Consider the following 13,326-nt stretch of genomic DNA (forward strand, 5'->3'; position numbering starts at 1 on the left):
CAACCAATCCGGTACACCTGGACACATGGCCAGATATGTGCCCATAACGCACAAAAATCAACGGAAACGTTTCGTCAGCCTGACTCACGACCCCCCGAACGGAGCAACCCGCCCGCACGGAATGGCCGGAATCAGCCGCTCCGGCAATCTCCACGGACTACTCCGAATCACCCGAATACCGCCTGAACCGCATGGGCGTCTCTCGCCCGGAACCACCGTCCCACCGCCGCCCGGAACCGCCGCCTCGCCCCCCCCCGCCTCCCCTACACCCCCTCAGAGCGGCGCCTCCCAGGCCACCATCGTCCCGGCCCCGTCCTCGCCCAGCCCCGGACCGTACGTACTGGACCCGCCCAGCGACTCGGCCCGCTTCGCGAGGTTGCGCAGGCCGCTGCGCCGGCCGCCGTCCGGAATGCCCACGCCGTCGTCGGCGACCGTCAGCCGTACGCCGTCGCGGCCATCCGGCAGCTTGATCATCGAGTCGACGACGACCTCGATGCGTGAGGCGTTGGCGTGCCGGAAGGCGTTGGACAGTGCCTCGCGCAGCGCGGCGATCAGGTTCTTGCCGGTCAGCTCGCCGACGCGGGCGTCCACCGGGCCGATGAAGTTGGCGGACGGCTGGAAGCCGAGCGGTACGGCGGCGGTGCCGATCTCCCGCAGGACCCGGGTGCGCAGCCCGGACGGCGCCTCGGCCGGGCCCTGTTGCAGCGCGAAGATCGCGGTACGGATCTCCTGAATGGTGACGTCGAGTTCGTCGACGGCCTTGCCGATGCCCTCCTGCACCTCGGGCACGACCGACCTGCGCTGGGCGCTCTCCAGCATCATCCCGGTCGCGAAGAGCCGCTGGATGACCAGGTCGTGCAGGTCGCGGGCGATCCGGTCGCGGTCCTCGTAGACAGCCAGCCGCTCGCGGTCGCGCTGCGCGTCGGCCAGTACCAGCGCCAGCGCGGCCTGGGCGGCGAACTGGGTGGCCAGGGTGCGTTCGGCGGTGGTGAAGGGGCGCGCGCCGCGTTCCCGCGGTGTCGCCAGGGTGCCCAGCACCCGGCCACCGCTCCTGAGGGGCAGCATCATGCTGGGGCCGAACCGCGGCGCGACGTCCGTGACCATCCGCGGGTCGGTGGCCGAGTCCTCGACGAAGACCGGCTCCCCGGCCAGCAGTTGTTCGGCCACCGGGCTCTCGGGCGGCATACGGGTGCCGATGAGGCCGGCCGGGTCGTCCGCCGACGCCGCGACGATCTCCAGCCCGCCGTCCTCGGCGGGCAGCAGCACGATGCCGGCCGCGGAATCCGCCAGCTTGCGGGCCTGTTCGGCGACGACCGCGAGCGCGTCGTCGACGTCGCTGCCCGCCAGCAGCGCGGTGGTCACCGCGGCCGCACCGTCGATCCACCGCTCCCGCTGCCGCGTCGCCGCGTACATCCGGGCGTTGCCGATGGCGATGCCCGCCTCGGTGGCGAGCACCCGCACCATGTGCAGGTCGCCCTCGCTGAACTCGCCGCCCCCGCGCTTCTCGGTCAGATACAGGTTGCCGAAAATCTCCCCTTGGACGCGGATCGGCACACCGAGGAACGTCCGCATCGGCGGGTGCCCCGGAGGAAAGCCCGCGGATCGCACGTCCCGGGTCAGGTCGGCCAGCCGCAGCGCCTTCGGGTCGTGGATGAGCGCGCCGAGCAGTCCCTTGTGCCCGTCGGGCAACGCGCCGATCCGGGCGCGCTCCTCGGCGCTGACCCCGTACGTCACGAAGTCCGACAGGCCCTCGCGCGCCTCGTCGATGATGCCGATCGCGGCGTAGCGGGCGTCGGCGAGTTCGGCGGCGGTCTCCACGATCCGGTCGAGGGTGATGTGCAGGTCCAGACCCGCGCCGACCGTGCGCATCGCCTCCAGCAGCTGCGGGACCCGGGCGGTCAGCTCGGTCGACAGGCCCTGGAGGCTGCGGGTCGCCTCGGTGGCGGCTTCCATGGGGTCGTGCGTGGGTGCGGCGGCATCGCCGGTGCCGGTATGCGCCCCGGCACCCGTGCCGGTGTGTTCCCCGGTGCCCATGGGGTCTGAGGGTCCTGTCGTGACTGCCATGGGGACGAGCCTAATAGCGGCTTTTTCTAATGAAAGCCTTCTATGCGGCAATTCGGACGCCGGACCGGTCCACCCCGGACCGCCCCGGGCTGCCATGTCACCCCGGTCCGGGCGTCCGCCGTCACCGTACGCAGCGGCCGCCCGCACCCGTCGTTCTTCAGCCGTTTCACCGGGCCGGGTTCTTCAGCCGTTCACCGGACCGGATACGTCAGCCGTTCACCGGACCGGGCCCACGCCCGCCATGCGTCCGGCGGCCACGCGCCCGTCCCCGGTCCGCGCGCCCACCGCCCGCTCGCGCTCCCGCATCCGCCGGAACGGGCCGTCGGCCGCCGCCAGCTCCGCGTACGCACCGTGCTGGACCGGCCGTCCTCCGTCCAGGACCAGCACCTCGTCGACGGCTTCCAGCCCTTCCAGGCGGTGCGTGATCAGCACGGTCGTACGGCCCTCGGTCGCGGCCAGCAGATCGGCGGTCAGCGCGTCGGCCGTGGCCAGGTCGAGGTGCTCGGCGGGCTCGTCCAGCACCAGGACGGGGAAGTCGGCGAGCAGCGCGCGGGCCAGCGCGAGCCGCTGCCGCTGGCCGCCGGAGAGCCGGGCGCCGTGCTCGCCGACCATCGTGTCCAGCCCGTCGGGCAGCGACCGCACCCAGTCGGCCAGGCGTGCCCTGTCGAGCGCGTCCCACAGTTCGGCCTCGTCCGCGCCGGTACGGGCGAGCCGCAGGTTTTCCCGGACGGAGCTGTCGAAGAGGTGGGCGTCCTGCGCGCACAGGCCCACCTGACGCCGTACGGCGTCGCCGTCCGCTGCCGCCGCGTCCACACCGTTCAGCGTGTACGAGCCCGACTCCCGGTCCAGGAAGCGCAGCAGCACCTGGGCGAGCGTCGTCTTGCCCGAGCCGGACGGACCGACGACGGCCAGGCGCCGCCCGGCGGGAAGGGTGAACCCGACACCGTCCAGCGCGGCGGCCCGTTGCCCGGGGTACCGCGCGGTCAACTCCTCGACGACCAGCGGGAACGGTGTGTCCGGCACTGGAAGCGCCACCGCACCGGCCGGTTCGCCGACCGGCTCAGGGGCGTCCAGCACCTCGAAGACCCGCTCGGCCGCCCGGCGCGTGCGCTGCCGGTACTGCACGGCGAGCGGCAGTCCGGCGACCGCCTCGAACGCGGCGAGCGGGACGAGGACGACGACCGCCAGGCACACACCCGCGAGCCGCCCGTCATGTACGGCCCGGACGCCGACGACGGCCGCCGCGGCCACCGTCAGGCCGCACAGCAGCGCGGACAGCCCGGCCCCGGCACCGGCCGCGGCCGCCGAGCGGGACGCGATCCGGGTCAGATCGCGGTCGGCGCGCCGGGCCCGGTCGATGCGGGACGCGAGCGCGCCCGACACCGTCAGTTCGGCCGTGCCGGTGAGCACGTCGAGGACGTGGGCGGAGAGCACACCACGGGCGGGGGAGAGCTGCCGCTCGGCCCGGCGGGCGAGCGCGGCGGACAGCGCCGGCACCCCCACACCCGCCAGCAGCAGCCCGGCGGCCAGGATGGCGCCCGCCTCGGGCAGCAGCCAGGCGGTGAACCCGACCGAACCGGCGCCGACCACCACGGCCGCCCCGACCGGCAGCAGCCACCGCAGGAAGTAGTCCTGTACGGCATCGACATCGGCCACCAGGCGCGACAGCAGATCGCCACTGCTGCGCTCCCGCAGCCCGGCGGGCGCCAGGCGCTCCAGGCGCCGGAAGACGGCCACGCGTACGTCCGCGAGCATCCGGAAGACCGCGTCGTGCGCCACCAGCCGTTCCGCGTACCGGAACACGGCCCGGCCGATGCCGAAGGCCCGTGTCGCAGTGACCGCGACCATCAGATACAGCACGGGAGGGTGCTGCGCGGCCCGCGAGATGAGCCATCCGGACGTCGCCATGAGGCCCACCGCGCTGCCCAGCGCCAGGCTCCCCAGCAGCAGCGCCAGTCCGAGCCGGCCCCAGCGGGCCCGTGCCAGCCCCCGCAGCCGCGCCAGCGCCGGACGCCGGGCACCAGGCACGACGTCCGGGCCGTCGTCGGACTCCGACGCCGCAAGATCGGCGCGTACGGCTTCCGCGGCTTCTGCGGCGTCGGACGGGACGGGCGCCGCAGCATCGGACGGGCCGGTCGCCACGGTTCGCTGGACGCTCTCCCGTACGGGCTCCGCGTCCCGTACGGGCTCCGCGGGCGTCACTGGCCCTGCCAGCCGCACCGTCCGGTCCGCCACCGCCAGCAGCGCGGGCCGGTGGACGACCAGGAGCACCGTGCGCCCGGCGGCCAGGCGGCGTACCGCCTCGACGAGGCCCGCTTCCGTCTCGCCGTCCAAGTTCGCGGTCGGCTCATCCAGCAGCAGGAGCGGGCGGTCGGCGAGGAACGCGCGGGCCAGGGCCAGGCGTTGCCGCTGGCCCGCCGACAGGCCGGAGCCACCCTCGCCGAGTACGGTTTCCACGCCGTCGGGCAGTGCGGAGACGAAGTCCAGGGCGCCGGCGTCGCGGAGCGCGGCACGTACCGCCGTGTCGTCCGCGTCGGGGCGGGCCAGCCGCACGTTGTCGGCGATGGTTCCCGCGAAGAGGTAGGGGCGCTGCGCCACCCAGGCGATCTGCCGCCGCCAGTCCGCCGGATCGATGGCGGCCAGGTCGCGGCCGCCGACCCGTACCCGTCCCGCCGCGGGCGCGGCGAAGCCGAGAAGGACGTTCAGCAGGGTCGTCTTGCCCGCGCCGGAGGGGCCCACGAGAGCCACCGTCTCACCGGGCCTGACCTCGAACGTCGTGTCGGGGAGCGAGGGTTCGGAGCGGCCGGGGTGGCGTACGACGAGCCCTTCGACGGACAGTGCGGTGCTGTCGGGCGCGGGCTCGTCCCCCGTCGTGCGCAGCGGTGTTTCCAGAACCGCGAAGATCTCCTCGGCCGCCGCCAGGCCCTCGGCCGCCGCGTGGTACTGCGCACCGACCTGCCGCAGCGGCAGGTACGCCTCGGGCGCCAGGATCAGCACCAGCAGGCCTGTGTACAGGTCGAGGTCGCCGTGCACGAGCCGCATTCCGATGCCGACCGCGACCAGCGCGACCGAGATCGTGGCGAGCAGTTCCAGCGCGAAGGAGGACAGGAAGGCGATCCGCAGGGTGCGCAGGGTGGCCCGGCGGTACTCGCCGGTGATGGCACGGATGGCAGCCGCCTGTGCCTTGGCCCGGCCGAAGACCTTCAGCGTGGGCAGCCCGGCAACCACGTCCAGGAAGTGGCCCGACAGCCGCGACAGCAGTTGCCACTGGCGCTCCATGCGGTTCTGGGTGGCCCAGCCGATGAGGACCATGAACAGCGGGATCAGCGGCAGCGTCACGACAATCGTCGCGGCCGAGATCCAGTCGCCGGTGACGATCCGCGCCAGTACCGCGACGGGCACGACGACCGCCAGGCCCAGCTGCGGCAGGTAACGCGCGAAGTAATCGTCGAGGGCGTCGATACCGCGGGTGGCGAGGGTGGTCAGCTCCCCCGAACGCTGGGTGCTCAGCCACCCCGGGCCCAGCCCGGCCGCCGCCCGTGTCAGCAGCCGCGTCCGCAGCTCGGACTTGACCGCCGCGCTCGCCCGGTGCGCGGCCAGCTCCGTCAGCCAGGCCACCAGGCCCCGGCCGACGGAGACCAGCGCGAGCAGCAGTACCGGTGTGCTCAGATCGCCGACGCCGAGGTCGTGCTGGAAGGCGCCGACGACGACCTCGGCGATGAGCATGGCCTGGCCGATGACCAGCCCCGAGCCGGCCAGCCCGAGGACCACCACCGCGGCGAGGAAGAAGCGGGTGGCGCGGGCGTACCGCAGCAGGCGCGGGTCGACGGGTTTCACGTGAAACAACCTCTCCCGGGCGAAAGTTGATCAGTGGGGCCCCGGCCGGGTCCCCACCGGAGTGGAGCTTTCCCGGAGGAGTCCGACGGGCCAGCGTCGGACTCCTCCAGTGGACGCCAGTGGGCGTCAGTGGGCGTCAGTGGGCGTCGGCGATGTGCTGCGTACCGATCCGCTTGCGGAAGACCCAGTAGGTCCAGCCCTGGTAGAGCAGGACGATCGGGGTGGCGATGCCCGCGCACCACGTCATGATCTTCAACGTGTACGCGCTGGACGAGGCGTTGGAGACCGTGAGGCTCCAGCTCTCGTTCAGCGAGGACGGCATCACGTTCGGGAACAGCGTCAGGAACAGCATCGCGACCGCGGCGACGATGGTGACGCCGGAGAACGCGAACGACCATCCCTCACGTCCGAGCTGGTTCATCACCAGCCCGGCGACCAGCGCCAGCACGGCGACGATCATCGCGATCAGGGACGCGGTGCCGCCCTTGTCGGCCTGGGTCCAGCCCAGGAAGCCGAGCGCCAGCACGGCGGTGACCAGGCCCAGGACGGTGGCCGTCCGGCGGGCCCGCTGCCGGATGTCGCCCAGCGTCTTGAGCGAGGCGAACACCGCGCCGTGGAAGGTGAACAGGGTCAGCGTGACCAGGCCGCCGAGCAGCGCGTACGGGTTCAGCAGGTCCAGGACGCTGCCGACGTACTCCTTGTGCGCGTCGATCTGCACACCGCGCACGATGTTGCCGAAGGCCACGCCCCACAGGAACGCGGGGAGCAGCGAGCACCAGAAGATCGCGTGCTCCCAGTTGCGCTGCCAGCGCTCCTCCGCCCGCTTGACGCGGTACTCGAAGGCGACACCGCGCACGATCAGGCAGAGCAGGATGACCAGCAGCGGCAGGTAGAAGCCGGAGAACAGGGTGGCGTACCACTCGGGGAAGGCGGCGAAGGTCGCGCCGCCCGCGCTGAGCAGCCACACTTCGTTGCCGTCCCAGACCGGGCCGATGGTGTTGATCAGGACCCGGCGCTCGCCGCGGTCGCGGGCGAGCAGCTTGGTCAGGACGCCGATGCCGAAGTCGAATCCTTCGAGGAAGAAGTACCCGGTCCACAGCACGGCGATGAGTACGAACCAGACGTCATGGAGTTCCACGGTCGCCTCCTAGTACGAGAAGGCCATCGGCCGGTCGGCGTCCGCGTGGTCGCCGCCGATCTTGGTGGGCGGATTGAGGTCGTCGTCCGTCAGCTCCGGCGGCCCGGCCTTGACGTACTTGACCAGCAGGCGGACCTCGATGACCGCGAGGATCGCGTACAGCAGGGTGAAGACGGTCATCGACGTGATGACCTCGCCCTGCGAGACGCCCGGGGAGACCGCCGAGGAGGTCTTCAGGACGCCGTACACCGCCCAGGGCTGGCGGCCCATCTCGGTGAAGATCCAGCCCCAGGAGTTGGCGATGAGCGGAAAGCCGAGGGTGACGAAGGCCAGCGACCAGTAGAGCTTGCCCAGACGCGCGCCCAGCACCCTGTTCTTGGTGAGCGCCAGGTTGGGTGGTTCCTCGTCCCCCGTACGCAGCCCGGGCGAGAGCCAGAACTTCTTGCGGGTGAGCCAGAGGCCGGCCAGACCGATGGCGAACGACGCCATGCCGAAGCCGATCATCCAGCGGAAGCCCCAGTAGGCGACCGGGATGTTGGGCCGGTAGTCACCGGGCCCGTACTTCTGCTGCTCGGCCTGGTTGACGTCGTTGATGCCGGGGACCGGCGTGGAGAAGTCGTTGTGGGCGAGGAAGGACAGCAGGCCGGGTATCTCGATGGCGACCTTGTTGTGGCCCTTGTCCACGTCGCCGTACGCGAAGACGGAGAACGGCGCGGGCCCCTCCTTGTCCCACAGCGCCTCGGCGGCGGCCATCTTCATCGGCTGCTGCCGGAACATGACCTTGCCGAGCTGGTCACCGCTGATCGCGGTGAGCGCGCCGGCGATGACCAGGGTGACCAGGCCGAGCCGCAGCGAGGTGCGCATCACCTTGATGTGCTTCTTGCGCATCAAGTGGTACGCGGCGATGCCGACCATGAACGCGGCGCCGGTCAGGAAGGCGGCGGTCAGCGTGTGGAAGACGACGACGAGCGTGGTGTCCTGGGTCAGCACCTTCCAGAAGTCGGTCAGCTCGGCACGGCCGTTGACGGCGTTGTACTTGTAGCCGACCGGGTGCTGCATCCAGGAGTTGGCGGCGAGGATGAAGTACGCCGACAGGATCGTGCCGATCGAGACCATCCACATGCAGAAGCAGTGGATCTTCTTGGGCAGCTTGTCCCAGCCGAAGATCCACAGGCCGATGAACGTGGACTCGAAGAAGAAGGCGATGAGCGCTTCGAACGCGAGCGGAGCGCCGAAGACGTCACCGACGAACCGCGAGTAGTCCGACCAGTTCATGCCGAACTGGAACTCCTGGACGATGCCGGTGACGACACCCATCGCGATGTTGATCAGGAAGAGCTTGCCCCAGAACTTGGTGGCCTTGAGGTACTGCTGCTTACCCGTCCGCACCCATGCGGTCTCCAGCCCGGCCACCAGCGCGGCAAGGGAGATCGTGAGGGGGACGAAGAGGTAGTGGTAGACGGTCGTGATGCCGAATTGCCATCGCGCCAGAGTCTCTGGCGCCAACGCCAGGTCCACGTCGGGTCTCTCCTTACGTCGCCGTGTGCTGTCTACGGCCGCTTCGCCCCGGTTTGTCCCGATGGAAGCGGTACATAAGGGGCGGGCTTGTGAACGCGTTCACATTCACAAGCAATTATCACCCATGGCTGGTTTCTGACCCTGACGGGGGGTGCGTGACTACGGTCACGCCCGGCATATGGCGAGCGGGGGCGTGCGCCCGATGGCACACGCCCCCGCTCAGCTCTCAGCTCTCAGCCGGTCACGGCTACCCGCCGATCACAGCTCCTTGCGGAACTGCTCGGCCGCCTGCAGGAACAGGTCCATCGCCGCCGTCTCGCCGATCGTCACCCGCACGCCCTCGCCCGGGAACGGGCGCACCACCACGCCCGCCTTCTCGCACGCCGCCGCGAAGTCGACCGTACGGTCGCCCAGCCGCAGCCAGACGAAGTTCGCGTGTGTCTCGGGGACCGTCCAGCCCTGCGCGGTCAGCGCCTCGCAGACCCGGGCCCGCTCCGTGACCAGCGCGTCCACCCGCTCCATCAGCGCGGCCTCGCTGCGCAGCGACGCCACCGCCGCCTCCTGCGCGAGCTGGCTCACGCCGAACGGCACGGCCGTCTTGCGCAGCGCCGCCGCCACCGGCTCGTGGGCCACCGCGAAACCGATCCGCAGCCCGGCCAGCCCGTACGCCTTGGAGAAGGTCCGCAGGACACAGACGTTGGGGCGGTCCCGGTACAGGTCCAGGCCGTTCGGTACGTCCGCGTCGCGGTTGAACTCCTGGTACGCCTCGTCCAGGACGATCAGGATGTCACTCGGCACCCGGTCCAGGAACGCTTCCAGCTCCGCCCGGCGGACGATGGTGCCGGTGGGGTTGTTGGGGTTGCAGACGAAGATCAGCCGGGTCCGGTCGGTTATCGCCGCGTACATGGCGTCCAGGTCGTGCACCTCACCGGAGGTCAGCGGGACCTGCACGGACGTGGCGCCGGCGACCTGGGTGACGATCGGGTACGCCTCGAAGGAACGCCACGCGTAGATCACTTCGTCGCCGGGCCCGGCCGTCGACTGCACCAGCTGCTGGGCCACGCCCACCGACCCGGTTCCCGTGGCCAGGTGCTCGACCGGTACCGAGAAGTGCTCCGACAGCTCGGCCATCAGCCCCGTACAGGCCATGTCCGGGTAACGGTTGAAGGCGCCGGCTGCGGCCACCGCGCTCTCCAGGACGCCCGGCAGCGGCGGGTACGGGTTCTCGTTGGAGGACAGCTTGTACGCGACGGGCCCGCCGGTGGCGGCCGGCTTGCCCGGCTTGTAGGTGGGGATGCCATCCAGCGCAGCGCGCAGCTTCGGGCTCTTCTCGCTCACCGCAGGTTCCTCCTCGACCGTGCCGTCCGTCTCCAATACTGCACACCTTATGAGGATTGCTCCGTCAGGCGTAGGCCCCGGCCGGTACGGATGCCCTCGCGAGGCGCCGGTCAGGTGGGTGCGAGGCACCGGTCAGGTGGGTGCGGTGGTGTCCACGGGGGTGGGTACGGGCCGGGCGCGAGGGGGACCCGGGGCCGAGGAAGGCCGTGAGCCGGGGCGTGTCTCCCGGGGCGGCCTGGGCCCGGCTGATCCAGAAAAGACGCCGCCCGGCGGTCCCGCCCGACGATCTTCCCGCCGCCCTTCGTCGGCCGTGTGAAGCCCTTGGGGAGCGCTCTGCCCTCCGTCACGCGCCGGTGGCTCGCGCCGTGGCGCGCATCCCTCGTGAAGGTGACTTGAGACCTCTTCGAGACCTGGACCAATCGGCAGGCGACTCCCAACGTTGCTCAGCCAGTCACCGGTCAAGGCCGTCAATTGCCTCTGATTCATGGGGTTGCAGGGCCACAACACCATGCAGAAACGTGCCTTTCCACTCCCGCACGCAGCGCCCCGCGGAAGGACCGCCCGAGCCCTACTATCGGCTCGCCATGACAGCAGCAGGGAAGCACCAGGTGAGCCGGTCTACCGGTCGCCGGCTGGGGCGGGCAGGCATCCGGGACGTGGCCGCCGCAGCCGGGGTATCCATCACGACTGTCTCCGACGCGCTCAACGGCAAGGGCCGGCTTCCGGATGCCACCCGTCGCCACGTCCGCGAGGTGGCCGACCGGTTGGGCTATCGCCCTTCCGCCGCCGCCCGCACGCTCCGTACCGGCAAGTCAGGGCTCATCGGCCTGACCGTCACCACGTACGGGGATGAACCTTTCACCTTCACCGAATTCGCGTACTTCGCGGAGATGGCCAGAGCCGCCACCTCGGCGGCGCTCGCCCGCGGGTACGCCCTCGTCATCCTGCCCGCGACCTCCCGCCACGACGTCTGGTCGAACGTCGCCCTCGACGGCACCGTCGTCATCGATCCGGCCGACGGCGACCCCGTCGTCACCGAGCTCGTACGGCACGGCATCCCCGTCGTCTCCGACGGCCGGCCCGGCGGCACCCTCCCCGTGATGGGCTGGGTCGACAACGACCACGAGGCGGCCGTCCTCGGCCTCCTCGACCACCTCGCCGATGCCGGCGCCCGCCGCATCGGCCTGCTCACCGGCACCACCACCGACACCTACACCCGGCTCTCCACCACCGCGTACCTGCGCTGGTGCGAGCGCGTCGGACAGGACCCGGTGTACGAGTCCTACCCCGCACACGACCCGTGTGCGGGCGCGGTGGCCGCCGATCGGCTGCTGGCCCGTCCGGACCGCCCGGACGCGGTGTACGGCCTGTTCGACCCGAACGGCACCGACCTGCTCGCGGCGGCCAGACGCTACGGGCTGCGCGTCCCCGAGGACCTGCTGCTGGTCTGCTGCAGCGAGTCCACGGTCTACGCCACGACCGAGCCGCCGATCACCACCCTCTCCCTCAAACCCCGCCGGATCGGCACCGCCGTCGTCCAGCTCCTCATCGACGCCATCGAAGGGCTGGACAGCGGACGGCCGGTCGAGCAGGTGATACCGACGGACCTGATCGTGCGGACCTCCTCCCAGCGCAGGTCCACACGGACGACCGTCAGTCCACCGCGGGGGCCGTCCGGGGCCGCCTGAGAGGCCACCGGTTCACGCGGGGTTCTCAGGGCGGCCACGGGGCTCTCGGGTCCCTCCGGGTCCGACCGTCACACGTTCGAGCGGCCGTGCGGGCGCGATCTTCGCGTCCGCACGGCCGGAGGCTTGTCCGGGGGCCGGGGAGACGCTCCGGGATACCGCCATCTGCCCCGCCCAGCCCCACCGACGTACGAGAACAGCGCCGACCGCACACCACGGCGCCTCGCCACACCCACACCAGCCCACCCCCCACCGCCCGGCACAAGACGCACCCCCGCCACGCCCAACCGCTCTCCCAGGCCACCCCGCCACTTCGTCACGTCGTACCGCCGTCGCACTGTCGCCGTGCCGCCCGCCGGGCACCCCGTCGCCCGGGATAAAATCGGGTGTATCCCGGAGAAAACGGCAGCGAATACCGGGCGCCGAGCGATTGACCACCCCCGGGTGCGTCACAACCCGCGAGCGGCATTCCTATGATGGGCGCACGACACCACGGACCGCCGTCGACCAGGCAAGGTCCGCGAGGTGCACGGCGGCGCGATGGTGGAGGGGTCGATGACTCAGGGGGCCAGTGTGGGACCCATGGTGCGGACCATGCCGGCACAACCTCCGGCTCCGGGACAACCGCCTGCTCCGCCGGTGCCCCCGGTGCCCGCGGTGCCACCGCAGCCGACGGCGCCTCCGGCGTCCGTGGGCGTGCCCGCCGTTCCGCACGGCATGCCGCCCGAGTACACCCCCACCGAGCGTTCCCTGCCGGTCATCGGGGCCGACGCCCGGGCCGACGGCCCCGGTGGCGCCGAGGGCCGTACGGACCCGCCGCCCGTCACCCGTACGGACACCCTCATCGACCGCCCGGCGGTCGACCTGACCGCGGTGCCCGAGGGGGCCGTACCGGCCTCCGAGCAGCAGGAGGGCGGCGGCCCGCTGTACGTCGTCGGCGACGTGCACGGCTATTACGACGAGCTGCGCGACGCGCTCGCCGCCGAGGGCCTCATCGACGCCGACGGCCAGTGGGCCGCCGGGAACGCCCGCCTGTGGTTCCTCGGCGACTTCACCGACCGCGGCCCGGACGGCATCGGCGTCATCGACCTCGTCATGCAGCTGTCCGCCGAGGCCGCGGCGGCCGGCGGCTACTGCAAGGCCCTGATGGGCAACCATGAACTGCTGCTGCTGGGCGCCAAGCGGTTCGGTGACACCCCCGTCCAGTCCGGCGCCGGCACCGCGTCCTTCCAGGCAGCCTGGCTCCTCAACGGCGGCCAGAAGACCGACATGGACCGCCTCCAGGACCACCACCTGCAGTGGATGGCCCGGCTGGACGCCATCTCGGAGGAGGACGGGCATCTGCTCGTGCACTCCGACACGACGGCCTACCTGGAGTACGGCGACTCCATCGAGGACGTCAACGACACCGTCCACGACGTCCTGACGCGCAGCGACGCCGACGAGGTCTGGGACCTGTTCCGCAAGTTCACCAAGCGGTTCGCCTTCCGCGACGAGGACGCGGGCCCCCTGGCCGTACGCGAACTCCTCGACGCCTACGGCGGCGAGCACGTCGTCCACGGCCACAGCCCGATCCCGTACCTCCTCGGCGAGGTCGGCGGCGAGGACGACGAAGGCGAGGGTGTCGCCGTCGACGGACCGCACGTCTACGCCGACGGGCTGGCCATCGCCATGGACGGCGGGATCACCATGGCCGGAAAGCTACTGGTCGTGCAACTTCCCCTGACTGCCTGAGCGTTATACGGG

7 protein-coding genes are annotated in these 13,326 nt (G+C 71.4%); 2 read left to right on the forward strand and 5 right to left on the reverse strand.

What is annotated here, in order from left to right; all coding sequences use genetic code 11:
- Positions 1–273: 273 nt before the first annotated feature.
- From ACZ53K_RS24365 to hisC, 5 genes are all read right to left on the reverse strand, one after another.
- Complete coding sequence (locus tag ACZ53K_RS24365) at positions 274–1,953, reverse strand: GAF domain-containing sensor histidine kinase (protein WP_468840428.1); 1,680 nt, start codon at positions 1,951–1,953, stop codon at positions 274–276.
- Between the two features lie 327 nt (positions 1,954–2,280).
- Entirely contained in the window at positions 2,281–5,901 is a 3,621-nt protein-coding gene (gene cydD, locus ACZ53K_RS24370; protein WP_468840320.1) for a thiol reductant ABC exporter subunit CydD, read from the reverse strand.
- A gap of 136 nt (positions 5,902–6,037) precedes the next feature.
- The gene (cydB, locus tag ACZ53K_RS24375; RefSeq protein WP_468840323.1) at positions 6,038–7,039 is read right to left on the reverse strand and encodes a cytochrome d ubiquinol oxidase subunit II; all 1,002 of its coding nucleotides are present in this window, start codon (positions 7,037–7,039) and stop codon (positions 6,038–6,040) included.
- Positions 7,040–7,048: 9 nt separating this feature from the next.
- Positions 7,049–8,557, reverse strand: coding sequence for a cytochrome ubiquinol oxidase subunit I (locus tag ACZ53K_RS24380; protein ID WP_468840325.1), 1,509 nt, complete (start codon positions 8,555–8,557; stop codon positions 7,049–7,051).
- Between the two features lie 258 nt (positions 8,558–8,815).
- A complete protein-coding gene (gene hisC / locus ACZ53K_RS24385) occupies positions 8,816–9,895 on the reverse strand; it encodes a histidinol-phosphate transaminase (RefSeq protein ID WP_468840328.1) in 1,080 nt (359 codons plus the stop codon).
- 584 nt (positions 9,896–10,479) lie between these two features.
- Here hisC and ACZ53K_RS24390 point away from each other — a divergent pair.
- The gene (locus ACZ53K_RS24390; RefSeq protein WP_468840331.1) at positions 10,480–11,583 is read left to right on the forward strand and encodes a LacI family DNA-binding transcriptional regulator; all 1,104 of its coding nucleotides are present in this window, start codon (positions 10,480–10,482) and stop codon (positions 11,581–11,583) included.
- Between the two features lie 537 nt (positions 11,584–12,120).
- On the forward strand, positions 12,121–13,314 hold the full coding sequence (locus ACZ53K_RS24395; protein WP_468840430.1) for a metallophosphoesterase: 1,194 nt from the start codon (positions 12,121–12,123) through the stop codon (positions 13,312–13,314).
- The last annotated feature ends 12 nt before the right edge of the window (positions 13,315–13,326 follow it).

The organism is Streptomyces sp. NPDC033221, from assembly GCF_055577005.1.